23 protein-coding genes are annotated in these 24,358 nt (G+C 59.5%); 3 read left to right on the top strand and 20 right to left on the bottom strand.

The annotated features are described in order from the left end of the window. Window positions 1-84: 84 nt before the first annotated feature. The gene (locus B195_RS17820) at window positions 85-867 is read right to left on the bottom strand and encodes a class I SAM-dependent methyltransferase (protein ID WP_003440357.1); all 783 of its coding nucleotides are present in this window, start codon (window positions 865-867) and stop codon (window positions 85-87) included. 93 nt (window positions 868-960) lie between these two features. Here B195_RS17820 and B195_RS17825 point away from each other — a divergent pair, with 93 nt between their 5' ends. Further along, a complete protein-coding gene (locus tag B195_RS17825) occupies window positions 961-1,581 on the top strand; it encodes a hypothetical protein (protein ID WP_003440355.1) in 621 nt (206 codons plus the stop codon). On the opposite strand, the gene B195_RS17830 is transcribed toward B195_RS17825, so the two are convergent. The 5 genes from B195_RS17830 to ppc form a co-directional block, all read right to left on the bottom strand. Beyond that, the gene (locus tag B195_RS17830; protein WP_003440353.1) at window positions 1,578-2,441 is read right to left on the bottom strand and encodes a DUF72 domain-containing protein; all 864 of its coding nucleotides are present in this window, start codon (window positions 2,439-2,441) and stop codon (window positions 1,578-1,580) included. The two genes, B195_RS17825 and B195_RS17830, sit on opposite strands and share 4 nt — an antisense overlap. A 4-nt stretch (window positions 2,442-2,445) precedes the next feature. After that, entirely contained in the window at window positions 2,446-2,742 is a 297-nt protein-coding gene (locus B195_RS17835; protein ID WP_003440351.1) for a hypothetical protein, read from the bottom strand. Between the two features lie 144 nt (window positions 2,743-2,886). Beyond that, on the bottom strand, window positions 2,887-3,564 hold the full coding sequence (tsaB, locus tag B195_RS17840) for a tRNA (adenosine(37)-N6)-threonylcarbamoyltransferase complex dimerization subunit type 1 TsaB (RefSeq protein WP_003440350.1): 678 nt from the start codon (window positions 3,562-3,564) through the stop codon (window positions 2,887-2,889). Between the two features lie 94 nt (window positions 3,565-3,658). Continuing rightward, complete coding sequence (gene adk / locus B195_RS17845; RefSeq protein ID WP_003440349.1) at window positions 3,659-4,306, bottom strand: adenylate kinase; 648 nt, start codon at window positions 4,304-4,306, stop codon at window positions 3,659-3,661. Window positions 4,307-4,591: 285 nt separating this feature from the next. Continuing rightward, on the bottom strand, window positions 4,592-7,222 hold the full coding sequence (ppc, locus tag B195_RS17850) for a phosphoenolpyruvate carboxylase (protein WP_003440346.1): 2,631 nt from the start codon (window positions 7,220-7,222) through the stop codon (window positions 4,592-4,594). A 271-nt stretch (window positions 7,223-7,493) separates the two neighbouring features. On the opposite strand from ppc, the gene B195_RS17855 reads away from it, so the two are divergent. Continuing rightward, window positions 7,494-7,907 carry a DUF4398 domain-containing protein gene (locus tag B195_RS17855; RefSeq protein WP_003440344.1) on the top strand — a complete coding sequence of 138 codons (414 nt, stop codon included), beginning with the start codon at window positions 7,494-7,496 and terminating at the stop codon, window positions 7,905-7,907. Window positions 7,908-7,971: 64 nt separating this feature from the next. Then, on the top strand, window positions 7,972-8,751 hold the full coding sequence (locus B195_RS17860) for an OmpA family protein (RefSeq protein ID WP_003440342.1): 780 nt from the start codon (window positions 7,972-7,974) through the stop codon (window positions 8,749-8,751). Between the two features lie 100 nt (window positions 8,752-8,851). On the opposite strand, the gene B195_RS17865 is transcribed toward B195_RS17860, so the two are convergent. The 14 genes from B195_RS17865 to B195_RS17930 all read right to left on the bottom strand — a co-directional run bounded on the left by B195_RS17865 (window position 8,852) and on the right by B195_RS17930 (window position 24,333). Beyond that, on the bottom strand, window positions 8,852-9,172 hold the full coding sequence (locus B195_RS17865) for a hypothetical protein (RefSeq protein ID WP_003440340.1): 321 nt from the start codon (window positions 9,170-9,172) through the stop codon (window positions 8,852-8,854). Further along, complete coding sequence (locus tag B195_RS17870) at window positions 9,169-10,080, bottom strand: alpha/beta hydrolase (protein ID WP_003440338.1); 912 nt, start codon at window positions 10,078-10,080, stop codon at window positions 9,169-9,171. Before B195_RS17870 ends, B195_RS17865 begins: the two co-directional genes overlap by 4 nt. 126 nt (window positions 10,081-10,206) lie before the next feature. Next, window positions 10,207-11,484 carry a flavohemoglobin expression-modulating QEGLA motif protein gene (locus B195_RS17875; protein WP_003440336.1) on the bottom strand — a complete coding sequence of 426 codons (1,278 nt, stop codon included), beginning with the start codon at window positions 11,482-11,484 and terminating at the stop codon, window positions 10,207-10,209. A 31-nt stretch (window positions 11,485-11,515) separates the two neighbouring features. Beyond that, window positions 11,516-12,064 carry a hypothetical protein gene (locus B195_RS17880; RefSeq protein WP_003440333.1) on the bottom strand — a complete coding sequence of 183 codons (549 nt, stop codon included), beginning with the start codon at window positions 12,062-12,064 and terminating at the stop codon, window positions 11,516-11,518. Between the two features lie 12 nt (window positions 12,065-12,076). Continuing rightward, window positions 12,077-12,793: a TetR/AcrR family transcriptional regulator gene (locus tag B195_RS17885; RefSeq protein ID WP_003440331.1), complete on the bottom strand. Its 717-nt coding sequence runs from the start codon at window positions 12,791-12,793 to the stop codon at window positions 12,077-12,079. 193 nt (window positions 12,794-12,986) lie between these two features. Next, window positions 12,987-14,489: a lysine--tRNA ligase gene (gene lysS / locus B195_RS17890; protein WP_003440329.1), complete on the bottom strand. Its 1,503-nt coding sequence runs from the start codon at window positions 14,487-14,489 to the stop codon at window positions 12,987-12,989. Between the two features lie 116 nt (window positions 14,490-14,605). Then, window positions 14,606-15,701 (bottom strand): peptide chain release factor 2 gene (prfB, locus tag B195_RS17895; protein ID WP_100917176.1). Its coding sequence is split into 2 segments (ribosomal slippage): window positions 14,606-15,628 and window positions 15,630-15,701, totalling 1,095 coding nucleotides; the frame shifts between segments, so codons are not numbered across the junction. A gap of 200 nt (window positions 15,702-15,901) precedes the next feature. Beyond that, window positions 15,902-16,903, bottom strand: coding sequence for a PleD family two-component system response regulator (locus B195_RS17900; RefSeq protein WP_003440323.1), 1,002 nt, complete (start codon window positions 16,901-16,903; stop codon window positions 15,902-15,904). A gap of 52 nt (window positions 16,904-16,955) precedes the next feature. Beyond that, the gene (locus B195_RS17905; protein WP_003440321.1) at window positions 16,956-17,966 is read right to left on the bottom strand and encodes a chemotaxis response regulator protein-glutamate methylesterase; all 1,011 of its coding nucleotides are present in this window, start codon (window positions 17,964-17,966) and stop codon (window positions 16,956-16,958) included. Continuing rightward, on the bottom strand, window positions 17,963-20,251 hold the full coding sequence (locus B195_RS17910; protein ID WP_003440319.1) for a hybrid sensor histidine kinase/response regulator: 2,289 nt from the start codon (window positions 20,249-20,251) through the stop codon (window positions 17,963-17,965). Before B195_RS17910 ends, B195_RS17905 begins: the two co-directional genes overlap by 4 nt. Continuing rightward, complete coding sequence (locus B195_RS17915) at window positions 20,248-20,934, bottom strand: chemotaxis protein CheW (RefSeq protein WP_003440318.1); 687 nt, start codon at window positions 20,932-20,934, stop codon at window positions 20,248-20,250. The genes B195_RS17910 and B195_RS17915 overlap by 4 nt, the downstream gene beginning before the upstream one ends. Next, complete coding sequence (locus tag B195_RS17920; protein WP_003440316.1) at window positions 20,931-22,199, bottom strand: protein-glutamate O-methyltransferase CheR; 1,269 nt, start codon at window positions 22,197-22,199, stop codon at window positions 20,931-20,933. The genes B195_RS17915 and B195_RS17920 overlap by 4 nt, the downstream gene beginning before the upstream one ends. Beyond that, the gene (locus B195_RS17925) at window positions 22,196-22,711 is read right to left on the bottom strand and encodes a chemotaxis protein CheW (protein WP_003440313.1); all 516 of its coding nucleotides are present in this window, start codon (window positions 22,709-22,711) and stop codon (window positions 22,196-22,198) included. The genes B195_RS17920 and B195_RS17925 overlap by 4 nt, the downstream gene beginning before the upstream one ends. Then, window positions 22,711-24,333 (bottom strand): methyl-accepting chemotaxis protein, encoded by a 1,623-nt coding sequence (locus tag B195_RS17930; RefSeq protein ID WP_003440311.1) that lies wholly within the window; start codon window positions 24,331-24,333, stop codon window positions 22,711-22,713. The genes B195_RS17925 and B195_RS17930 overlap by 1 nt, the downstream gene beginning before the upstream one ends. Between the last annotated feature and the right edge of the window lie 25 nt (window positions 24,334-24,358).

A 24,358-nucleotide genomic window follows, 5' to 3' on the forward strand; every position in this document is an offset into this window, starting at 1 on the left:
CCGCCCCTGTAGGCGCGAGCTTGTCTCGCGATCTCTTGCGCTTGAAAGATCGTGAGCAAGTTCGCTCCTGCAGGAAGATCGGGGTCAGGGCTTTAGCGCTTTCTTCGGATAAATATCGTAACGGCTCGACTTGCCGTCCAGCGCATGGCTCGGCTTGGGCCCGGCAATGCACGGTGCCTTGCGCGGGCGCTTGACCACTACCCGGTGGCTGGCCAGTGCCAACGCCGCTTCAAGCAGGGCCGGAGCATCATTGTCATCACCCACCAATGGCCGGAACAGGCGCATTTCCTTCTTCACCAAGGCTGTTTTCTCACGGTGCGGAAACATAGGGTCGAGGTAGATGACTTGCGGCGGCTCGCCTTCCCAGTTGCGCATCACCTCAATCGAGTTGCCCTTGAGCAAGTGCATGCGTGACACGATCGGCGCCACCTCAAAGTCGTCCAGGCCGCGGGCCAGGCCATCTTCAAGTAGCGCTCCGATCAGCGGCTGACGTTCGATCAGGCTCATTTCACAACCCAGGCTCGCCAGCACGAACGCGTCTTTGCCCAAACCCGCCGTGGCGTCCAGTACCCGCGGACGCACGCCCTGCTGTACGCCGACCGCCTTGGCAATCATCTGCCCCGTACCGCCACCAAACAAACGTCGATGGGCCGCCCCTCCCTCTACAAAGTCGACCCGCACCGGGCCCGGGGCGTCCGGCCCCAGTTGTTGCAGCTGCAACCCCTGCGCGCCCACTTGCAAGGCGAACTCAGCCTCGGGCTCGGCCAGAGGCAGACCCAGACGTTCAGCCCATTGCCCGGCCAGGGCCTGATAGGCCTCGCCCAATGCTTCGACTTTGATACGACAGCCTGCTGCTTGCTCACTCATCTAAAAACACGCTCAAAAATTTAATGATCGGCAAAGGCTGCCGATAAATGAAATATCCGGCATTTTGCCAGAGCCGGGCGTCGACCGAGAGCTATGTCAGACATTCATTGCACATCCATCGGCTTTATCGCCCCAATTGGCGACTTTGGCCGGCACAATTCGCAGATCACGGGTAGCGTCAACCACCTGTGGAAGGACTTTTACGCCCAGGCATTGGCCGAACAATGCGCGACGTCGGAGTTCCCTGCGATTGAAGCAACCCCGCAGGCCGTGGAGGAGCAGGTTGAGCCCCGGGGTGGCAGCGACCTGCTGGGCAATATCGTGACCCAGCGACATTGCCAGGTGCAGGACACCGAACTGCAGCCCCCTGAAGCGTTGTTTTTACCGATTGCCGAGTTCGATCCGGATTTGCTGCCACCGCCCGCCACACCCTTTGCCGCAGAACAAGTGAGTGCACAGCAGCATCAACAGGACTTCGAAACCACCTGGGTACGCCCGAGGGTTATGGCTTTCGGCCATCCGCTGCCTGATCCGGGCCCGGGGCCTGAACCACGGCCGTTGCATCTGCCGATTGCCGAGTTTGAAATGGACTTGCTCGACAAGCCTGCCGAGCCGTTCGACCCCCTGACCCTGATCGAGCAACAACGGGCCATGGACTTCGATCTTGGCTGGGCCAGACCATTGGTCATCAACAATATGCGTCTGGCGGCTTAAAGCAGTCCCAGTTGTTCTGTCGCCTGGGGTTGGTGCAACTCGGGTAATGCGGGCAACCCCGGTAACCTTTCGCTCAACTGTTGATGAAAGCGCCGCGCCAGTTCCGGAGCGCGGTGATTGTCCGGCGTATGAAGAAACACGTAAGGCGTGCGCCCTTCCTCGATCCAGCCCGCGACTTTGTCAATCCAGGGCACTAAATACGGGTCGTTGGCTTGCAGCTCCGGCCGGCCAATAAAACGCACTTGCGGGAATTGAGTGAAGGCTGCCGGACGGGGCGGCACCCTGGGCTTTTTCGCCTGGGCGTGGAGCACCGCCGGATCGGTCGAAGTGCAGCTGAACAGCGCCCGCGGATCCAGGCAAATACGCTCCACCCCGCGATCTTTGAGCAAGCGATTGAGCAAGCGTTCGCTATCCCCTTTGGCGAAGAACTCAGGGTGGCGCACTTCCACCGCTAACGGGCGCTCCAGAGCGTCCATGAAGCTCGCCAGCTCTGCCAGACGCTGAGGCCCGAAGCTGGCCGGGAGTTGTAGCCAAAGTGGCGCTACGCGCGCCCCAAGAGGTCGCAACAACTGCAGGAAATCTTCGGCCGCATGATTTTGTTCACGCAGATCACCGCCGTGGCTGATATCCCTGGGGAACTTGGCAGTAAAGCGAAAATGTCCGGGCAGGCTTTGTGCCCAGCGCTCGACAGTGGCTGGCGCGGGACGGGCATAGAAAGTGGTATTGCCTTCGACAGCGTTGAAGACCTGAGCGTACAGGCCCAGAAATTCCGCTGGCCGGGCATTCTGCGGGTACAGCCCTTCGCGCCAGGCGCTTTCGCTCCAGGACGGGCAACCCAGGTAGTAAGGAAGATCTTTCATGGGCTCAAATGTACAGGTCCAGCACCTGCTCTTCTATTTCCCAATCGACGAAGCCGGCAGTCGTCAAATAGCTGGCCAGGGCGCTGGCCGCACTTTTGCTCATGGAGCGCTGGAAGATCATGTCTTGAGAACGGACGGGGAACGAGTTGATACGCTCACCGGAGGGTGGCGTGCGAGCAGTTTGGGGGGCGCTTTCAAACGTGGTTTCGCTGTCCTCCACCGACTCATCAACCAGCGCCTGATCTTTACGCTGCTTGCGCTTGACGGGGTAGGACCGGGAGGAAAAGCCGTCTATGCGCATGGCTGCTTGCTCGGTAGCGATAAAGGCAATTTAGCGACGTTGGGCCAAGTAAGCAAATCCCCGCCGCCCTGCCTGATAAACCGCGTTGCCTGTATCGCTGGCAAGCCAGCGCCTACAGAGAATGGGCTGTGCTGCCTGTCCCGATCAACGCTCTGCTTTTGGAGTGGCTACCTTGTCACGCAGGTACACCGGCTGCGCCAGGTCGGCGGCGATGGCTTCACCGCGCTCCCAGGCATAGCGGGCCAGGGTCAGCAGGTCTTCAGCATGGGGCAACATGCCCGCATCCATCGCGTAGGGTTTGACGTTCAAACGCTCGGCATAACCCCAACCGGTCCCCGCGCCAAACCAGTCACCGCCGGCACCGGCAGGCAAGGCGGCCACTTCCGGTGGCAATACGGCTTCAGCACCCTCCAGACGCATTTCACCCGCCTGCTCGCGGTAGCAACCCCAATACACTTCGTCCATGCGCGCATCAATGGCCGACGCCACCTGGGTCGCGCCATGCTCGCGATGGGCACGCTGGGCCAATACCGCCAGGTTGGAGATCGGCAACACCGGGCGCTCCAGGGCAAAGGCCAGACCTTGCACCACGCCAATGGCAATCCGCACCCCGGTAAAGGCTCCCGGCCCGCGCCCGAAAGCAATGGCTTCGACGGCTGACAGTTCAACCCCGGCCTCAGCCAGCAGGTCTTTAATCATCGGCAACAACTTTTGCGCATGCAGGCGCGGGATCACCTCGTAGTGGCTCGTGACCTTGCCATCATGCAGCAGGGCAACAGAGCAAGCTTCAGTCGCGGTATCCAGGGCCAGCAAGGTGCTCATCGGTGTTCCCGTCAGAATTGAGAATTGAAAAAAGTGCAGCAGTATAAACAACAACAGCCCGCAAGCGGGCTGTTGTATCAGAGCAATTCGACGATCAGCTCAGCGCTTCAAGTACCTTGCCGGTGATGGCTTCAACCGAGCCTACACCTTCGATGTGGCTGTACTTCGGCTTGCCTTGAGTCTCAGCCAGGTTCTGGTAGAAGGCTACCAGCGGCTTGGTTTGCGAATGGTAAACCGACAGGCGATGACGAACTGTTTCTTCAGTGTCGTCCTTGCGCTGGATCAGCTCTTCGCCAGTTACGTCGTCCTTGCCTTCAACCTTTGGCGGGTTGTAGATGGTGTGGTAAACCCGGCCAGAGGCTTCGTGAACACGACGACCGGCAATGCGCTGAACGATTTCTTCATCGTCAACCGCGATTTCAATCACGTGATCCAGCTCGACGCCGTTTTTAACCAGTGCTTCGGCTTGCGGAATGGTGCGCGGGAAACCGTCGAACAGGAAACCGTTTTTGCAGTCTTGCTGGCTGATACGCTCTTTAACCAGATTGATGATCAGGTCATCAGATACCAGACCACCGCTGTCCATCACGCTCTTAGCGATCAGGCCCAGTTCGGTGCCGGCCTTTACCGCTGCACGCAACATGTCGCCGGTGGAGATTTGCGGGATGCCAAATTTTTCAGTGATGAACTTTGCCTGAGTACCTTTACCGGCCCCGGGAGCTCCCAGCAGAATTACGCGCATCGATATGCTCCTCAAATTTTTATTTAAATGACAACAGACTCGCCTCTTTGGGCCAATCTCAAAATCGGGTTATGGCCGTCAAAACGGCCAAGGGCTGATCAAGATACACAGCAGGCCCGGCCCACACAAGCAGGCCAAACCAGGAATAATCTCTAGCAAACGCGCACTTGCGGCCAGGTGTCGCAGCTCGCAACCCTACAATAAAGTGTCGTTCGAGCCCGGGGATCCGCAGCAAATCTTCAGCGCTCCCGGGCCCGTTGCACGACAACCAGTCTTGCTTTTGGCTTAACCGGTGTTACGCAAGCCGGCAGCAATCCCGGCCACAGTTACCAGCAACGCTTGTTCCAGAGGGCTGTCCTGGGCCGCTTGCTGGCGCCTTGAACGGGCCAGAAGTTCTGCCTGCAATAGATGAAGGGGATCCAGGTAGGTGTTGCGCAAACGGATGAACTCCAGAGTGTCCGGGCTGTGCGCCATCAATTGCGATTGACCGGTCAAACCTAGCACCACCGAACACGCCTGCGACAATAAGTCGCGCAAATGCGCACCCAATGGCAGTAGTTCCTGATCTACCAGACGCTCGTCATAGAGCCGTGCGATGTCGGCATCGGCCTTGGCCAGGACCATTTCCAGCATGTCGATACGGGTCCGAAAGAACGGCCACTGCTCGCGCATTTGTGCCAGCTGTTCGCCCTCCCCCCGTTCCAGCGCCCGGCTCAATGCGGTCTCCCAACCCAGCCATGCGGGCAACATCAGACGGGTCTGGGTCCAGCCAAAAATCCACGGAATGGCACGCAGGCTTTCAATCCCCCCTGCCCGGCGCTTGGCCGGACGACTGCCCAGCGGCAAGCGGCCCAGCTCCTGCTCGGGGGTGGACTGGCGGAAGTATTCGACGAACTGCGGATTGTCCCGCACCACTGCGCGGTAAGCCTCGACCCCATCGCCAGCCAGCTCGTCCATCAGCACCCGCCAGCCCGGCTCGGGCAACGGCGGCGGCAGTAAAGTGGCTTCCAGCACTGCAGCCAGATAGAGGTTGAGATTTTGCTCGGCGATGTCCGGCAAACCGAACTTGAAGCGAATCATTTCGCCCTGCTCGGTGGTGCGGAATCGCCCCGCCACAGAGCCCGGCGGCTGCGACAGAATCGCCGCATGGGCAGGACCGCCGCCACGGCCCACGGTGCCACCGCGACCATGGAACAACAACAGTTCAACCTCTTGCTCGCGGCAGATATTGACCAGTTTTTCCTGGGCCCGATATTGCGCCCAGGCCGCTGCGGTGGTGCCCGCATCCTTGGCCGAATCGGAATAACCGATCATCACTTCCTGCGGGCCATGCAGGCGTGCGCGGTACCCCGGCAACAGCAGCAGGCGTTCGATCACCGGCCCTGCATTGTCGAGGTCGGCCAGGGTTTCGAACAACGGCACCACGCGCATCGGGCGCTCCAGCCCTGCTTCTTTAAGCAGCAGTTGCACCGCCAGCACGTCAGAGGCAGCCCCCGCCATCGAGATTACATAGGAGCCCAGCGAAGCCTGCGGTGCTGCAGCCACTTCGCGACAGGTGGCCAGCACTTCGGCGGTGTCGGCCCCGGGTTTGAAGTAACCCGGCAACAGCGGTCGACGGTTGGCCAGTTCGCGGTTGAGGAAGGTCAGACGTGCATCTTCGTCCCAGTCTTCATAGCGGCCCAGGCCCAGATAATCGGTGATTTCAGTCATGGCCGAGGCGTGGCGGGCCGCATCCTGGCGTACATCGAGGCGCACCAGAAACAAGCCAAACGTCACCGCACGACGCAGGCAATCAAGTAGCGGCCCGTCGGCAATTACCCCCATGCCGCAGGCATGCAACGACTGGTAGCACAGTTGCAACGGTGCCAGCAGATCGCGGTTGTCCTGCAACACCCCGTCCGGTGCAGGCTGGGCGCTGCTCAAGGCGTTATGCGCCCAGTTGCGGGTCGCCCGCAGCCGCTCACGCAACTGCTTGAGGACCGCGCGATACGGTTCGGCGCCATCCCCCGCTACCGCCAGCAGTTCGGCAGTGGCTTGCTGCATCGACAGATCGGCGGCCAGTTTGTCGATATCACGCAGGTACAGGTCAGCCGCCATCCAGCGCGCCAGCAACAGCACTTCGCGAGTCACACTGGCGGTGACATTGGGGTTGCCGTCACGGTCGCCGCCCATCCAGGAAGCAAAACGCACAGGCGCTGCTTCCAAAGGCAAATGCAGGCCAGTGGCCGTGTGCAGCGCCTGATCGGCGTTGCGCAGCATATGCGGCACGGCTTGCCACAAGGAGTGCTCAATGACCGCGAAGCCCCACTTGGCCTCGTCCACCGGGGTGGGTCGGGTACGGCGGATTTCTTCGGTGTGCCAGGCCTCGGCTATCAAGCGTTGCAGACGCTGCTCGATCCGGGACTTTTCGGCCTGGGTCAGGTCGCGATGGTCCTGGGCTGCGAGTTGTTCGGCAATGGCATCGTACTTCTGGATCAGGGTACGGCGCGTGACTTCAGTGGGATGGGCCGTGAGCACCAGCTCGATGTCGAGACGGCCGATTTGCCGCGCCAGGGTGTCAGGGTCATGCCCTTCGTCCAGCAGCCGGGTCAGCAAGGTGGGCAGCACCAGCGACTCGAACGGTTGTGGCTGGCCTTCTTCGCGACGGTGAATCAGCTGGTATTGCTCGGCGATGTTCGCCAGGTTCAGAAACTGGTTGAACGCCCGCGCAACGGGGAGAACTTCATCGTCGCCCAGGGCATCCAGAATGGCACTCAGCTCCTCGCCCGTGGTGCCGCGCCGGTCATCCTTGGCCCCTTGGCGGATACGCTCGATCTTGGCGAGAAATGCTTCGCCGTACTGGTCACGAATGGTATTTCCCAACAGCTCACCCAGCAGGTGAACATCATCGCGCAAGCGTGCATCAATATCGGTCATCAGCAATTTCTCCAGCAGATTCCGGGGACCAGCTCCTGCCCAAGAGTGCGTTGCGAGGACTGCTTTTGACAAGAGATCCAGTACCAAAGCCTGCAAAAAACGCCTGACCAAACGGTCAGAATTTTTTAGGCAATGCGCCACCATTTAATTTGAACTATTCAAAAATCGTTCGGGTCACAGCCAATAACCATCACCTCTTGCACCTGTGTTCCAACACTCCCGTGTGATGCCTTAGTCGTGATGGAACTTGATTTTTATAAGGAGCTTCCCAATGGAGTCGAAGACCATGATGACCCGCACTGTCAAAACCAACTCGCCTCGCCTGCGCGGGCTAAAACTGGCCGCGCTGGCACTCGGTGCCAGCTTCGTTCTGGCCGGTTGCGCTGGCAATCCTCCGTCGGAGCAGTACGCAGTGACCCAGGCGGCGGTCAACAACGCCGTAAGCGCTGGTGGCACTGAATACGCTCCGGTAGAAATGAAGTCGGCACAGGACAAGCTCAAGCAGGCCGAGATGGCCATGCATGACAAGAACTACAAAGACGCCCGTCGTCTGTCTGAACAAGCGGAATGGGATGCCCGCGTAGCAGAGCGCAAAGCCCAGGCCGCAAAAGCCGAGAAGGCCGTACAGGATGCTCAGAAAGCCGTCCAGGAACTGCGTCAGGAAGGTATGCGCAGCGTTCAATAAGCGCTGCCCCTTTTTGCCTCTGGCCCAGACACAGCATTCCTAATCGATATAAAGGACAAACATTATGCGTAATCAAGTACTGATCCCCGCCCTGCTGGCTCTAAGCGTTGGCCTGGCTGCATGCTCCCACCAGCCGAACGTCAACCTGGAAAATGCCCAGACCAATTTCTCGGCCCTGCAGGCCAACCCGCAAGCCACCAAGGTAGCCGCGCTGGAAACCAAGGATGCCAGCGAATGGCTGGACAAGGCGCAAAAGGCCTACATGGACAAAGAGGATGACAGCAAAGTGGACCAGCTGGCCTATCTGACCAACCAGCGGGTTGAAGTGGCCAAGCAGACCATTGCGTTGCGTACTGCTGAAAACCAGTTGAACAACTCCGCAGCGGCCCGTTCTCAAGCACTGCTGGACGCCCGTGATGCGCAGATCAAGCAACTGCAAGGCATGAACGCCAAGCAGACCGAACGCGGCACTCTGGTGACCTTCGGTGACGTGCTGTTTGATTTCGACAAGGCAAGCCTCAAGCCCAACAGCCGTGACAGCATCACCACACTGTCCAACTACCTGATCAAAAACCCGGACCGCAAGGTGATTGTTGAAGGTTATACCGACAGCAAGGGTTCGGCTTCGTACAACCAGAACCTGTCTGAACGTCGTGCAAACGCCGTCAAGGCGGCGCTGGTGCGTGCCGGGGTAGATCCTACGCGCATCGTCGCCCAGGGCTACGGCAAGGAATATCCGGTGGCTGACAACAACAGCAACTCGGGCCGTGCCCAGAACCGCCGGGTTGAAGTGACCATCTCCAACGACAACCAGCCGGTAGCTCCGCGCTCGTCGATGAAGTAAGTCTGTAAGCGCAAATAAAAAGCCCCGCCTGAGCAATCAGGCGGGGCTTTTTTGTGAGCAACTGCAATCCTGCAGGAGCGGGCTGTTCAAGCGCTCGCTCTTAGGGTTGCAGGGCCTTCTGGACCAGACAGTGCACCGCTTGTTTCTTGTTGTTGACCAGCACCCCGGTCAGACCTTTTTGCTCGGTGTCGAACAGTACGACGATGCCATCGATGCACTGCGCCACCTGATTGGCCGGCGTCAGCGACACCTTGTAGTCCTCCCCGGGGATAGTCTTGAGCATGGTGAAGTCGCTGAGCAGCAGTGCGTCTTCGGGTTTTGCAAAGTGCAGGTAACCGTAGTACCACAGGGCTCCCACGGTGCCGATGATGGTGCAAATACCGGTAATGATCAGGGGGATGGCGTTGCGTTCTTCACTCATTGCGGGCTCTCTGCAGCATTAATCGAATCGGGTGAGGCGGGGTAATTGGGGATTTCGCCCAAGCGCCGTACGCCATTGAAGTGTTGCGGGTCATCCAGGTAACGCAGCATCACTTGACGCCAGGTCGGGTCGGCAAACGTCTGTACATGGCCGCCGCGCGTCAGTTGCAACACCTTGGGCGGGGGCGCAGCTTGATACAGTCGCAGACCATTGGAAAGCGGCACGATCGGGTCATCCATGCTGTGGAAGATCAGCATCGGTACCCCGCCCATTTCCGGCATGGCATACACGGCGCTGTCTGCGTCGGGCACCAGCCATGACAAAGGGACTTGCAGGGGCCAGGTCAGCCACGAAGTGCTCAATGCAAATTTCCCCACTTCGCGATAGCTGGCCGGTACTCCATCGAGCACCATGGCCTTGATCCGGGCCCGCTGCTCAGGGTGCCGGCTCAGGTAATGCACACCCATCGCCCCGCCCAGGCTTTGCCCCAGCACGATCAGTGGCTGACCCCGGGTTTCGGGTTGTTGCTGCAACCACTCGAAAGCGGCGTCGATGTCCTGATAGATCGCAGGCAAACCGGGCTCGCCCGCGGACAGGCCGTAGCCGCGATAATCGAGCATCAACACCTGATAACCCTGCTCGGGCAACCAGGCAGTGGCGCCCAGGTGATAGGCCAGGTTGCCGCCATTTCCATGCAGGTGCAGCACCGTGCCCTTGAGCGGCACCCCGGCTTTGGCGGGCAGCCACCAACCATGCAGGCGCGTGCCATCGGCGGCGGTGAGGGTTACATCACGATATTTCAAACCCGCGGCAGTTGGCGTAATCGGCTGGCCAGGTTCGGGGTAGAACAGCAATGAGCTGCATCCGCTGAGGGTCAACAGCAGGCAGAGGGCAGCCAGGATTTTCATCTAACAAGTCACCATTTGTAGTCGCTGCCCAAGGCCGCGATGAGGTCCGTGCGTATGGTTTTCAGAATAACGGATTGCTTCGCACTCCTTCGCAGCCTGGGTCAGCGACTACCGGCTGTTCAAGGGTTACAGGATGTTGGAGTAATCCGCTTCAATCCGGTCCAGGCTCAGATGGTTGAGGAAGTTGGAGAAGCACATCCAGGCCGCCAGTGCGTTCATGTCACGGAACTGTTCGGGCAGGTACTTGGGCGCTACCACCAGGCCTTCATCCACCAGTTGGCGCAGGGTTCGCATGTCTTCCAGGGTGGTCTTGCCACAGAACAACAACGGTACTTGCTCCAGCTTGCCTTTACGCACGGCCAGCTGAATGTAGTTGTAAACCATGATGAAGCCCTTGAGGTAGGACAAGTCTTTGGTAAATGGCAGGCCATTTGGCACCGAGCCGCGGAAAACCCGACTGGCATTGCCATAGCTTTGCGACATTTCAAAGCCTTGCTCACGGAAGAACTCGTAAACCTGCATGAAGTCGGCGCCCTCTTCCACCATATGGATAGCGCGGGTGCGATTGGTCAGTTTGCGCAGGCGGCTCGGGTAGGAGGCAAAGGTGATGATTTCCATCAAGATCGCCAGGCCTTCCTGGGTCACCGTCGAGGATGGCGGGCCTTTGGCGAGGAAGGTGCATATCGGCTGGTTCTGCCCGTTGAGCGTAGTGCCCACATGCACCAGCCCCTCATGCACCTCCAGCGCCCGCACGTCGCGCTCGTTGAACATCGCGTCGGCGCGAATCTTGATGTAATCCGCCCCCGCCGCGGCGTCCGCAACAATACCGTCGGACTCGAATACCCGGATGGTTTCCTCGGCCTCGCCAAACACCTTGTTCAAGCGACTTTGCAGCAGGCCCACGGCATCTTTGGCGGTCAGGGTCTTGGCTTCGTCCTTGAGGTCGCCGCGCCCGTCGATGTTGTCCAGGTAATCGGACATCATCAGCCCCAGATCGGCCAGCGTCGGGTCGCCGGCATGGAAGGCGTCGGACGCAGCCCCGTACAGTTCCTGGGAAATCAGCCCGAAGTCTTCAGTGCCACGGGCTTCGAGCATGCGCACCACCATGCGGTACTCTTTGCACATGCGGCGCATGATCTGCCCGACCGGGTTGAATTGCCCCAGCTGGCGGGTGATATCGCGCTCGATGTTCTGGAACTCCAGCTTTACCGCCCCGGAGTCAAAGGACAGCGGCCGCCCCAGGTAATAGTCGCGATTGACCGCCGGCATTTCCTTGCCCTTGGCCTTGAAGAAACCCTGACGGATGCTGTCGTCCCACTTCACCGCATCCAGTACGCGGATCGGTGTTTGCGCCAGTACGATACGGTCTGACAATGTGCGAATCGTGCGCTGGTAGTCGTCCACCCGGTGCTCCTTGAATGGGCTGAATGTTGGGTTACTTGACCACACGTTGATAGCGGGCAGCTTCCACGAATACGTCGGAGTTGGCCGGATCATCCAGGTAGGCAAAGACCTTGGCCGACGGGCTGTTGATCAATGCGCCGGGGCCCTCGGCAGTTTCGATGGCGTCACCGCTCAGCGCCGACTGGCCAATGGCCTGTTTGATCTGGTCCAGATCAAGATCGTAGACCACCAGTTCATTGCTGTCGGTCAGTTCAAAACCGCTCAGTGTGTAGTGGCCACCCAGCTTTGCCGGCAGCGCGGCCGATGCGTACCAGCGGCTGCCATGACGAGCGACGATGAACCTGTAGCGTTCCTGGGCCTTGGGCTCACCCGCGGGGTAGACCACTGCCTGATAGTGTTGTTTGTCGATGGCGCTGATCAACAGGTTGCGCGCCTGCCCCCAGGCATCCTTGCTGACCCATTTTCCCAGCAACTGCCGGGGCGCTGTCTCGGCCACCAGCGGTGCCTCGTTAAAGGTCACCAGACAACCGTTCAACATTAAAAACGACAGTGCCATAAGCATTACGCGCCAAGCTTTCATGCCTGCATCCTTCTATAGAGCGGCCAGTACCAAGTGCATGTAACGCGTGAGAGTAGCGAGTCGGCCAGCATCGGCCTCTGGCTGCGCACCGTTAAGCAGGTCCTGATATTCCATCCGACCGATTATCGCCGTCAAGACATTGGCGTCCTGCTGCGGTTGTTTCGAGCCCAGCACCTGTAATATCTGGCACGTACCCTGCCATAAAATCTGTTGATGAGCCCTGACCAGAACCGCCAGGCGCGGGTTGAGCAACGCCGCCTGGAGGAAAGCCTGTTCCGCCATGAGGTGCTCGCGACGGGTAAGCAACTGGTGCTGGATATAGTGGGCGGCCATGCGGGCGATTTCATCGGCCAGTTGCGCGCGAGATTGCGGGCTGCCATCGCCATAGGCCACCAGTTCACGCAGTTGGCCTTCAGTGCTCAGCCACAGCTTGGCCATAAAGGCTGCGCTGCGTTCGACATATTGGGCGAAGGTGTCATTAAGCAGGTCATCGATGTCTTTGAAGTAATAGGTGGTCGCCGACAACGGCACCCCTGCTTCAGCCGCAACCGCCCGGTGCCGCACGCCACGCACGCCGTCACGCACAACAATGCGCATGGCCGCATCGAGAATCTGCTGGCGGCGCTGCTCACTGCCGTGGCGACTGGCCTTGCGCCCTTGATACTGAACACTTTCGGCTACCGCCGTAGCGACATGCGCCGCCCCTTCTTGAGCCCTGGCTAGGTTCACGAAAGACTCCTTGTGTTGAAGACAATGGTGCCACTGACGAGACTGGTTGGCTGTGGGGCCGGTTTGCCGGCGATTACATCAACTAAAAACCATGTTCCCTGCATCGCTGGCAAGCCAGCTCCCAGAATCGGCGCATCACCGGGTGTCAGGCAATAAAAAGCCGCCTCAGTCGGCGGCTTTTTATTTTCTAGCGTTACGCCTGTGGCCGCATGTGCGGGAACAGGATGACATCGCGAATCGACGGTGAGTTGGTCAACAGCATCACCAGACGGTCAATGCCAATACCTTCACCGGCAGTCGGCGGCATGCCGTATTCCAGTGCGCGTACGAAGTCGGCGTCGTAGTGCATGGCTTCGTCATCGCCCGCGTCCTTGTCAGCTACCTGGGCCATGAAGCGCTCGGCCTGGTCTTCTGCATCGTTGAGCTCGGAGTAAGCGTTGGCGATTTCACGGCCACCGATAAACAGTTCAAAACGGTCAGTCACGTTCGGGTTGTCGTCGTTACGACGTGCCAGCGGCGACACTTCGAACGGGTACTGGGTAATGAAGTGCGGCTGTTCCAGCTTGTGCTCGACCAGCTCTTCGAAAATCATTACCTGCAGCTTGCCCAGACCTTCAAAGCCCAGCACCTTGGCCCCGGCTTTCTTGGCAATGGCGCGAGCCTTGTCGATGTCGTTCAGGTCATCGGCGGTCAGCTCGGGGTTGTACTTGAGAATCGAGTCGAACACCGACAGACGCACGAACGGCTCGCCGAAGTGGAACACCTTGTCGCCGTACGGCACGTCGGTAGTCCCGAGAACCAGCTGAGCCAGTTCACGGAACAGCTCTTCGGTCAGGTCCATGTTGTCTTCGTAATCGGCGTAAGCCTGGTAGAACTCCAGCATGGTGAATTCTGGGTTGTGACGAGTCGAGACACCTTCGTTACGGAAGTTGCGGTTGATCTCGAACACTTTTTCAAAACCGCCAACCACCAGACGCTTGAGGAACAGTTCAGGCGCGATGCGCAGGAACATGTCCATGTCCAGAGCGTTGTGATGGGTCTCGAACGGCTTGGCCGCTGCACCACCCGGGATGGTTTGCAGCATCGGCGTTTCCACTTCAAGGAAGTCGCGCTGCATCAGGAAGCTGCGAATGTGCGCAATCACCTGGGAACGCACACGGAAGGTGTGGCGCACTTCTTCGTTGACGATCAGGTCAACGTAACGCTGGCGGTAGCGCTGCTCGGTGTCGGTCAGACCGTGGTGCTTGTCCGGCAGCGGGCGCAGGGATTTGGTCAGCAGGCGCACATTGGTCATTTCAACGTACAGGTCGCCTTTGCCGGAACGGGCCAGGGTGCCTTCGGCGGCAATGATGTCGCCCAGGTCCCAGGTCTTCACGGCGGCCAGGGTTTCTTCCGGCAGGGTCTTGCGGTTGACGTAGACCTGGATGCGCCCGGTCATGTCCTGGATCACCATGAACGAGCCACGGTTAAGCATGATGCGACCGGCAACCTTGACCGGAATACCGGCTTCAGCCAGCTCTTCCTTGGTCTTGTCGGCGTACTTCTTCTGCAGATCGGCGCAGTAGTTGTCGCGACGGAAGTCATTCGGGAAGGCATTGCCCTTGGCGCGCTCGGCTGCAAGTTTTTCCTTGCGCAGGGCGATCAGGGTATTTTCTTCCTGTTGCAGGTCTTGCGGGTCGAGTTGTTGGTCGCTCATGTCTTAAAAAATTCCATCACAGGTTCGTTGCCCCCGCCTTGCGACAGGGGGAAGCGGGCTTTGGCGCGCCTTGAAGGCATCGCACCGGCTGCGCACTTTACGTGTTGTTGCGCGACTTACAGCCCTTGTTTCAGGCTGGCAATCAGGTATTCGTCGATATCGCCGTCGAGTACCTTGTCGCAATCGCTGCGCTCGATGTTGGTACGCAAATCCTTGATCCGCGAGGCGTCGAGTACGTACGAGCGGATCTGGTGTCCCCAGCCGATATCCGACTTGGTATCTTCCAGGGCCTGGGAGGCAGCATTACGCTTCTGCACTTCCTGCTCGTAAAGACGCGCCCGCAACATTTTCATCGCGGTGTCTTTGTTCGCATGCTGGGATCGTTCGTTCTGGCAGCACACTACGGTGTTGCTCGGAACGTGGGTAATACGAACGGCCGAGTCGGTGGTGTTTACGTGCTGACCACCGGCACCGGAGGAACGATAGGTATCGATCCGCAGGTCTGACGGGTTGATGTCGATTTCGATGTTGTCGTCGATTTCCGGCGATACGAATACGGCCGAGAACGAGGTATGACGACGGTTGCCCGAATCGTAGGGGCTTTTACGGACCAGACGATGGACGCCAATCTCGGTGCGCAACCAACCAAATGCGTATTCGCCCTTGATGTGTACAGTTGCGCCTTTGATCCCGGCCACTTCACCTGCAGACAGTTCCATGATGGTGGCATCGAAGCCGCGCTTGTCGGCCCAGCGCAAATACATCCGCAACAGGATATTGGCCCAGTCTTGCGCTTCGGTACCGCCAGAGCCTGCCTGAATGTCCAGGTAAGCGTTGTTGGCGTCCATCTCACCACTGAACATGCGGCGGAATTCGAGTTTTTCAAGGGCTTCGCGCAGACGCTCGACTTCTGCGGCGACGTCATCGACAGCGGCCTGATCTTCTTCCTCGGCGGACATCAGCAGCAAGTCTTTGGCATCGGCCAGACCTGTGTGCATCTCATCGAGGGTTTCAACGATCTGCGCCAGCAGGGAGCGCTCGCGCCCCAGCTCCTGGGCGTACGAAGGGTTGTTCCAGACACTCGGATCTTCAAGCTCGCGATTGACTTCGGTCAGACGCTCATGCTTTTGATCGTAGTCAAAGATACCCCCGAATAGTTTCGGAGCGCTCTGACAGGTCCTTGATGCTGTTAAGGATCGGGTTGATTTCCATGGCTGGCGGCACTCGTAGGCGATTTTTACAAAGCCGGGGAGTATACCGGAAACAGCCCGTATCAGCAGCCCGTCTGGCGGGGTTAAGGCTCGATGAATTCAGCTCTGGATCATCTGTAGTCGCTGTCGGGCTGCGACGAGGCCGCGGGAGGCCTCAAGGAAACGGGTTGCTACGCAACCCTTGGCAGCCTGCGGCAGCGGCTACGAGATTCCTACCTGGTTACGACCGTTGTTCTTGGCCAGGTACAGCCCTTTGTCCGCTGCGGAAATCAGCTCACGGCAGGTGCCGCCCTGCTGCGGGGTAAGGGTAGCCAGACCAATGCTGATGGTCAGGCTGCTGCCGGGAGCAGGCGATATATGCGGGATTATTAGCCCCTGCACCGCCTGGCGCAGTTTTTCCGCCACCAGCCGGGCACCGCCCTGGGAGGTGTTGGGCAACACAATGGCAAACTCTTCACCCCCATAGCGGGCCGGCAAGTCGGAAGGACGGCTACTGGCATCGCGAATGGCCGCGGCCACTTTGCGCAATGCTTCGTCGCCATCCAGATGACCGAAGCTATCGTTATAGGACTTGAAATAGTCGACGTCGATCATCAACAAGGACAGCTGGGTCTGCTCACGCAAGGCGCGGCGCCACTCCAGCTCCAGGTACTCATCGAAATGCCGGCGATTGGACAGCCCGGTCAGGCCGTCGGAGTTCATCAGCCGCTGCAATACCAGATTGGTATCCAGCAATTGCTGCTGACTGACCCGCAACGCCCGGTATGCAGCATCACGTTGCAACAACGTCATGTAAGAGCGCGAGTGGTAGCGAATACGGGCCACCAGCTCAATGTTATCGGGCAGTTTCACCAGATAGTCATTGGCCCCGGCCGCGAAGGCCGCACTTTTGATCAACGGGTCTTCTTTGGTGGAAAGCACGATGATCGGGATATTCTGCGTGGCCGGGTGGTTGCGGTATTCGCGCACCAAGGTCAAGCCATCAAGCCCCGGCATGACCAGATCCTGCAGGATCACCGTCGGCTTGATGCGGATCGCCTGGGCAATGGCCTGATGGGGATCGGCACAGAAATGGAAATCTATGTTCTGCTCCAGCGCCAGCCCGCGACGTACGGCTTCGCCGATCATCGCCTGATCGTCTACCAGCAACACCATGGCCGAGTTTTCGTCAGTTTTAACGTCGTCCAACTGCAAGTCACTCATGCGCGTTCACCTGAATTACCACCTTCAAGCCAGTCCAGCGGGGTTTTACCAGTCATTTGGCAAATATCTCCAGCAAGCGTGGCGCAATCATGTCCAAGGGGCGAATTTCAACCGCGGCATCGATGGCGGCTGCCGCTTTGGGCATGCCATACACCGAACTGCTCAGTTGATCCTGGGCGATGGTGAGAAAACCTTGCTGGCGCATGAGTTTGAGCCCTTGAGCCCCGTCACGCCCCATGCCGGTCAACAAAACACCCACCGCATCACCATGCCAGTGCCTGGCAACACTTTCAAAAAATACATCGATCGAGGGTCGATAAATCTCGTTTACCGGCTCGGCGGTATAGGCCAGGGTGCCGTTCTTCAACAACCGGATGTGGTGGTTGGTCCCGGCCAGCAGAGCCGTCCCCGCCTGTGGCGTCTCACCGTGTCGCGCCAGGCGCACGTCCAGACCGCACGAGCTGCTCAACCACTCGGCCATCCCGGCCGCAAAGACTTGATCAACATGCTGGACCAGCACAATGGCCGCCGCAAAGTTCCTCGGTAGCCCCTTGAGCAGGCTTTCGAGGGCGGCCGGGCCGCCTGCCGACGAACCGATAGCCACCAGCCCGCCCCGAAAACCCGAGATCCGGGGCTGGGCAGAAACCGGAGTGACGCTTTTTTCACTTTGCCCGATCAACCAGCCAATATTGAGGATCTTGCGCAGCAAGGGCGCGGCCGCTTCCCTGGGGTTACTTCCTCCCAGCACGGGAGTGTCCACTACATCCATCGCGCCAAAGCCCATGGCCTCGAACACGCGATGGACATTCTGTTCACGGTCAACCGTCACTATGACGATGGCGCACGGGGTTTCAGCCATGATCCGCCGCGTAGCCTCGACGCCGTCCATCACCGGCATGATCAGGTCCATCAGGATCAGGTCCGGGGTGTTCTCGGCACAGCGTTGCACGGCTTCCAGGCCGTTGGCGGCCACCCAGAGCACTTGATGGGCAGGCTCGTAAGCCAGCGCCCGGCGCAAGGCTTCAACTGCCATGGGCATGTCGTTAACGATGGCAATTTTCATGGTTGAGCTCCTCCAATGAGCTCAACCACTGCATCAAGCAGAGCATCGTCATGGAAACTGGCTTTCGCTAGATAATAGTCGGCCCCGGCATCCAGTCCGCGCCGGCGGTCCTCTTCCCGATCTTTATACGAAACCACCATCACCGGCATTGATTGCAAACGGTTGTCACGTCGTAACAGCGTGACCAGTTCGATGCCATCCATGCGCGGCATGTCGATGTCGGTGATCAATAAATCGAAGTGCTCGGCCCGCAAGGCGTTCCAGCCGTCCATGCCATCAACGGCCACGGCCACTTCGTAGCCCCGGTTGATCAGCAGTTTGCGCTGCAACTCGCGTACCGTCAGCGAGTCATCCACCACCAGAATGCGTTTGCGGGTCAGTTGCGCGGCGTGGCGGTTACGCCGGTCAATTCGCTCCAGACGCCCGGTATTGAGCAGTTTGTCCACGGATCGCAGCATGTCTTCGACATCCACAATCAGTACCGCAGACCCGTCGTCGAGCAAGGCTCCGGCCGAAATATCCTGCACCTTGCCCAGGCGCGGATCGAGGGGCAGTACCACCAGCGTGCGCTCACCGATAAAACGCTCGACGGCCACGCCATACACCACATCACGCTCGCGAATGACCACCACCTTGAGGGTTTCATCCTCGCTCTGGCTTGGAGGGCGCTGCAACAGCTGGCTGGCAGCCACCAGCCCCACGTGCTGCCCTTCGTGCCAGAAATGCTGGCGACCTTCGAGCTGCACGATTTCATCGGGCATCAAGTCGCGCATGCGCTCGATGTGCGCCAGTGGAAAGGCATAGGCTTCGTCGGCCACTTCAACCACCAGGCTGCGTACCACGGACAGGGTCAGCGGCACTTCCAGACTGAAACGACTGCCCTGCCCCGAAGTCTGCTCCAGGACGATTGCGCCCCGCAGCAGGCGCACCATGTGTTGCACCGCATCCAGCCCGACGCCGCGTCCGGAGACTTCGGTCACGGTGTCGCGCAGGCTGAAGCCCGGCAGAAAGAGAAAGGCCAGCAGTTCCTCTTCGCTCAGCTGTGCCACGGTGGAAGCCGTCGACAACTGGCGCTCGACGATGGTCTGGCGTAAACGTTCAAGATCAACACCCGCGCCGTCATCACTCAACTGCAGCGCCAGCAAACCCGCCTGATGGGAGATGCGCAAACGAATCAGGCCTTCGGCAGGTTTGCCGGCCAGCAGCCGCTGTTCCGGCGTTTCAATCCCGTGATCGACGGCATTGCGCAGCAAATGGATGAGCGGCGCTTCGAGTTTTTCCAGTACATCACGGTCGACCTGGGTTTTCTCGCCATCGATTTCAAGGCGGATCTGTTTGCCCAGGGCGCGCCCCAAATCACGGACCATGCGCTCCTGACCGACCAGCACATCGGCAAATGGCCGCATGCGGCACGCCAGCGCGGTGTCGTACAGCGATTGCGCGCGCTGGCCGGCCTGCCAGCCAAATTCGTCGAGTTCGGCAGTCTGTTCACTCAGCAAATGCTGGGACTCAGCCAGTATCCGCCGCGCATCAGTCAAGGCCTCTTGCGCTTCATGGCTCAGATCCAGCACCTTGAGCTGGTCGCGCAGGTTGTCCAATGCTTTCAGACCGCTGTTTTGCATGCGCTTGAGGCGCTGCAACGTCACCAGATAAGGCTTGAGCCGCTGGGTTTCGACCAATGACTTGCTGGACAGATCGAGCAAACTGTTGAGCCGCTCGGCGGTGACCCGCAACACCCGTTCGCCAGTATCAGTACGGCGCCGGGACCGAAGACCAGGCTCCGGAGCGGTGTCAGCCTCCAGCGCCAGCTCAACCACAGGCACGGCCGGCTCCGGGGGCAGCAACAGCTGCGACACGTCGAACGCCGGGGGCGCCACCGAGACATGGCTGTCGCCGCCATCAAGCAAGCGGTTCATCAGCCCGACATAGGCATCAATGTCGGCCGGGCCGACATTGGCACTGCCTGGTGTGGCAATACGCATCAACAAGTCAGTGCCCTGCAACAAGGCATCAATATGCTCGGGCTGCAGGTACAGACGGCCTTCCTGGGCACTGACCAGGCAATCCTCCATGACATGGGAAACGCTGACCCCGGCATCCACGCCGACAATTCTCGCCGCCCCCTTGAGGGAGTGGGCCGCGCGCATGCAGGCTTCGAGCTGGTCGGCCTGAGTCGGGTTACGCTCCAGCGCCAACAGGCCGGCATTCAGGACCTGGGTCTGGGCCTCGGCCTCAAGACTGAACAACTCAAGCAACGAGGCGTCACGCATTTGCTCGGGGGTCATGTCAGGCTCCGGGCGATCGCGCCCAGTAATTGCTCTTCGTCCAGCAAGCGCAGGCTGCGGGTTTTCCACAGCAATACGCCACGGGTGTACTTGGCACTGGCCTGCTCGCCCGAGAGTGACGCGCCATTCAAAACAGATTCTTCAATGTTGTGGATGCCATCCACTTCATCCACTGGCAATACCACTGCCCCGCCTTGTGCGGCCAGGATCAGCATGCGCGGCATGATCCGCAGCGATGCCGGCCCCGCCAATGTCGGGTCCAGGCCCAGTAGCTCGACCAGCGACAAACAGGGCACCAGGGCGCCGCGCACATTGGCTACCCCCAACAGCGCACGTGAACGCTGGTGCGGCAGTGAATGGATCGACTGCAGCGGGGCCACTTCATCCAGATAGCGCGTCGCCAGTCCCAGCCATTCATCCCCAAGACGAAAGATCATCAGCGAGCGGGTCGCCACTTTTCGCTCAAGCTCCCGGGGGGAGTATTGGGCCACATGCTCCTGCTCAAACGAGTAGCGGTCCAGCAAGCGGGTGGCCGCAGCCGAATACACCGAGCAGTTACGACAATGGATATGTTCAGCCAGCAGCGCACAGGATTTATCGCCGAAGATGCCGATACGGTTCCAGCAGTCATCAATGTCCTGCGCTTCGGAGTGGATCAAGTTCTGGGCTGTTAAACCGCTCATTGTTTACGCTCACTGTGAACGGATCGCTCATTACGGGCCGCGCGCTCCTGCAAGCGTTGAGCGCCTGTTACATCACCCTGTGAGGCCAGCAAGGCCGCCAGGTGTGCCAGGGCTTCTGCATGCTGGGGCTCCAGGTACAACGCCTTGCGATAAAACCCCTGGGCCTGAGCCGTCTGGCCCTGGACGTCACTGAGCAAACCCAGCCAGTAATAGGCCTGGGCCTGCGGGCCATGCAATTGCAGTAATTGCTCGCAGGCAGCACGGGCCTCGCTGCTCTTGCCGGCATTGGCCAGCAGCGCAATTTGTTCAAGCAGGGCCTTGGGCTCAGCAGCCTGCGAGTCCGTTTGGCGCGGTGCCAAGGACTGGGGGCGCGGGGCAAATGGCCGGATGACCGGTGGCGCCGCTGGCGGTTGCGGACGGACCAGCGGCTTGAATTCGGCCAGCACCGGGCGGGCCGCGGGTAATGGCTCGTGGCTATGGCAAAAAGCAAACGACTGCGGCGCACCGATCGAGCGCATGCCCATCCGGCCCAGCAGGCTGCCCTCGGCCGGACCGATAAACAGCACGCCATCGGTACGGGTCAATTGCTTGAGCACATCCAGTGCCTGCTGCTGGGTTTTAAGGTCGAAATAGATCAGCAGGTTGCGACAAAACACAAAATCATAGGGTGGGTAACTGGCCAGGAGGGCCGGGTCCAGCAAGTTACCGACGTGAAAGCTGACCTGCTCGCAGACCCTGCTCGACAGTTGATAAGCGTCGTCCACAAGGCTGAAATAGCGCTCACGGAAATCCGTTTGCTGCCCGCGAAATGAGTTTTTTCCGTACCGCGCAGACTGAGCCCGCTGCACCGAAAGCGGGCTGACATCCAGCGCGTCCACCTTGAATTGATACGCGGCAAAACCGGCATCAAACAGCGCCATTGCAATCGAATAGGGCTCTTCACCGGTTGAACAGGGCAGGCTCAAGATACGCAGGGTCCGGCGACTGCCGATTTCGGCCAGGCGCTTTCTGGCCAGGCGCCCCAGGGTGGAAAATGATTCGGGGTAACGGAAGAACCAGGTTTCGGGCACGATCACCGATTCGATCAGGGCTTGCTGTTCATCCTGGGAGCTGATCAAACGCTGCCAGTAATCATCATGGTCAAGCATGTTCAACGCCATGCAGCGCTGACGAACAGCACGTTCGATGATGGCCGGACCTACTGAAGCCACATCCAGACCGATGCATTTCTTCAAAAAATCGAAAAACCGCTGATCGGCGTTCATGGGTACACCTGTGGGCCGGTGTCATCCGGGTGCGCGGCGAAGATCAGCGCAGAAACCGCCGGGCTCAGCAGTTCATCGATACTGATCCATTGCACAAGCCCATGCTGGTCACTGCGCACCGGGCCCAGATACGGCGCATCGCGGTTATCCAGGCCATAGGGCTGAAAGTCCGCGGGGTTGCAGCGCAACGTGTCGCTGGCCTGCTCAAGCATCAAACCCAGTACTTGCCCGCGATAGTTGACCAGCACCAGCCGGGTGCTGGTGCGGGCCACAGCGGCCTGGCCGAACGTCATGGCGCTGATATCGATCACCGGCACCACCTGCCCGCGATGGGTAAACACGCCAGCCACCCATGCCGGGGCATGGGCAATAGGTTTTAGCGGGAGAAGCGGCAGCACTTCGACCACATCGGTGGCCGGCAAGGCATAACGTTCATCGCCGATATGAAACACCAGGAACAGGCGATTGTTCGGCGCTCCCCCACCGCTGGATTTGGCCCGAGGATCGCTCATCAGACTTTAAAACGCGAAACGCCGCTGCGCAGCCCGACGGCAACCTGGCTGAGCTCATCGATCGCAAAGCTGGCCTGACGCAGAGACTCGACGGTCTGGCTGCTGGCATCCCCCAGTTGTACCAGTGCAAGGTTGATCTGCTCCGCGCCTGTGGCCTGGGCCTGCATGCCCTCATTGACCATCAGCACCCGCGGGGCCAACGCTTGAACCTGATGGATGATCTGCGATAGCTGCTCACCCACCTGGGTCACTTCGAACATGCCGCGGCGGACTTCTTCCGAAAATTTGTCCATGCCCATTACGCCAGCCGAGACCGCTGACTGAATCTCGCGCACCATCTGTTCGATATCGTAAGTGGCCACGGCGGTCTGATCGGCCAAGCGGCGGACTTCAGTGGCGACCACGGCGAAGCCACGGCCATACTCACCGGCCTTCTCTGCTTCGATGGCAGCGTTCAGAGACAACAGGTTGGTCTGGTCGGCCACTTTAACAATGGTCACTACCACCTGGTTAATGTTGCCGGCCTTCTCGTTAAGGATCGCCAGTTTGGCGTTGACCAGATCGGCGGCGCCCATGACCTGATGCATGGTTTCTTCCATGCGCGCCAGACCCTGCTGCCCGGAGCCGGCCAGGATCGACGCCTGATCGGCAGCCGAGGTGACTTCGGTCATGGTGCGTACCAGATCACGGGAAGTGGCTGCGATTTCGCGGGAAGTCGCGCCAATTTCCGTGGTGGTGGCCGCGGTTTCAGTCGCGGTGGCTTGTTGCTGCTTGGAGGTCGCGGCAATTTCGGTGACCGAGGTGGTGACCTGCACCGAGGAGCGCTGGGCTTGTGACACCAAAGAGGTCAGCTCGGTCATCATGTCGTTGAAGCCGGTTTCTACCGCGCCGAACTCGTCTTTACGCTCCAGGTTCAGGCGTGAACTCAGGTCACCGGAACGCATCACTTCCAGAATCGAAACAATACGTTTCATGGGCGACATGATCGCTTTTAGCAACAGATAGCCGCAGAGGGCGGCGGCGAGTACGGCAATCAGCAGCGAGACCAGCATGCTGACTTTGGCGGTCATGACTGAATGAGCAATGTTTTCGGTGGCTTCGGAAGCCGAGGAGCGATTGGCGTCAATTACGCTGTTGAGCTGTTTGCGTCCAGCCATCCAGGCCGGCGCCAATTGCTCGGTGACCATGGTATGGGCCTGGGCGAATTGCTTGGCCTGGTACAGCTCAAGCACGTTCGCCAGAATCTGCGCGTATTGCTGATGCAGCCGCTCAAACTCATCGAACGCGGCGCGATCGTTTTTATCGAAAATGGTGCCGCGATAGTTCTCCAGCTCAAGCTTCAGCCGTTCTTCGTAGCTGGCGTACAGTTTGCGGTCTTCATTGTTCAGGTCGCGCTGGTTGGACGAGCCCACCAGTTGCAGGGTCAAGACGTAACTGTCCACCCAGGCACTGCGAATCATCGAGCTGTAATAGACCCCGGGAATCGAGTCGGCCCGGACTGTCTCTTCGCTGCTTTCGATTGAAAGCAGGCGAGAATAAGCCGCGACGACCATCAACAACATGATGGCGATGATTACCGCAAAGCTCGCCAAAATGCGTTGGCGCAACGTCCAGTTCTTCACAGTCAATCCTCGGGGAGCCATTCAA

It is taken from the genome of Pseudomonas sp. Lz4W (genome assembly GCF_000346225.2).
GTDB lineage: Bacteria > Pseudomonadota > Gammaproteobacteria > Pseudomonadales > Pseudomonadaceae > Aquipseudomonas > Aquipseudomonas paraversuta.

Bases quoted from the DNA above. Each gene is read 5' to 3' on its own strand.
- B195_RS17825 (WP_003440355.1), top strand. From the start codon at position 961: ATGTCAGACATTCATTGCACATCCATCGGCTTTATCGCCCCAATTGGC.
- B195_RS17900 (WP_003440323.1), bottom strand. From the start codon at position 16,903: ATGAGTGACTTGCAGTTGGACGACGTTAAAACTGACGAAAACTCGGCC.
- B195_RS17915 (WP_003440318.1), bottom strand. From the start codon at position 20,934: ATGAGCGGTTTAACAGCCCAGAACTTGATCCACTCCGAAGCGCAGGAC.
- B195_RS17830 (WP_003440353.1), bottom strand. From the start codon at position 2,441: ATGAAAGATCTTCCTTACTACCTGGGTTGCCCGTCCTGGAGCGAAAGC.
- lysS (WP_003440329.1), bottom strand. From the start codon at position 14,489: ATGAGCGACCAACAACTCGACCCGCAAGACCTGCAACAGGAAGAAAAT.
- B195_RS17860 (WP_003440342.1), top strand. From the start codon at position 7,972: ATGCGTAATCAAGTACTGATCCCCGCCCTGCTGGCTCTAAGCGTTGGC.
- B195_RS17855 (WP_003440344.1), top strand. From the start codon at position 7,494: ATGGAGTCGAAGACCATGATGACCCGCACTGTCAAAACCAACTCGCCT.
- adk (WP_003440349.1), bottom strand. From the start codon at position 4,306: ATGCGCGTAATTCTGCTGGGAGCTCCCGGGGCCGGTAAAGGTACTCAG.
- B195_RS17920 (WP_003440316.1), bottom strand. From the start codon at position 22,199: ATGAACGCCGATCAGCGGTTTTTCGATTTTTTGAAGAAATGCATCGGT.
- B195_RS17905 (WP_003440321.1), bottom strand. From the start codon at position 17,966: ATGAAAATTGCCATCGTTAACGACATGCCCATGGCAGTTGAAGCCTTG.
- B195_RS17870 (WP_003440338.1), bottom strand. From the start codon at position 10,080: ATGAAAATCCTGGCTGCCCTCTGCCTGCTGTTGACCCTCAGCGGATGC.
- ppc (WP_003440346.1), bottom strand. From the start codon at position 7,222: ATGACCGATATTGATGCACGCTTGCGCGATGATGTTCACCTGCTGGGT.
- B195_RS17835 (WP_003440351.1), bottom strand. From the start codon at position 2,742: ATGCGCATAGACGGCTTTTCCTCCCGGTCCTACCCCGTCAAGCGCAAG.
- B195_RS17820 (WP_003440357.1), bottom strand. From the start codon at position 867: ATGAGTGAGCAAGCAGCAGGCTGTCGTATCAAAGTCGAAGCATTGGGC.
- B195_RS17865 (WP_003440340.1), bottom strand. From the start codon at position 9,172: ATGAGTGAAGAACGCAACGCCATCCCCCTGATCATTACCGGTATTTGC.
- B195_RS17910 (WP_003440319.1), bottom strand. From the start codon at position 20,251: ATGACCCCCGAGCAAATGCGTGACGCCTCGTTGCTTGAGTTGTTCAGT.
- tsaB (WP_003440350.1), bottom strand. From the start codon at position 3,564: ATGAGCACCTTGCTGGCCCTGGATACCGCGACTGAAGCTTGCTCTGTT.
- B195_RS17880 (WP_003440333.1), bottom strand. From the start codon at position 12,064: ATGAAAGCTTGGCGCGTAATGCTTATGGCACTGTCGTTTTTAATGTTG.
- B195_RS17925 (WP_003440313.1), bottom strand. From the start codon at position 22,711: ATGAGCGATCCTCGGGCCAAATCCAGCGGTGGGGGAGCGCCGAACAAT.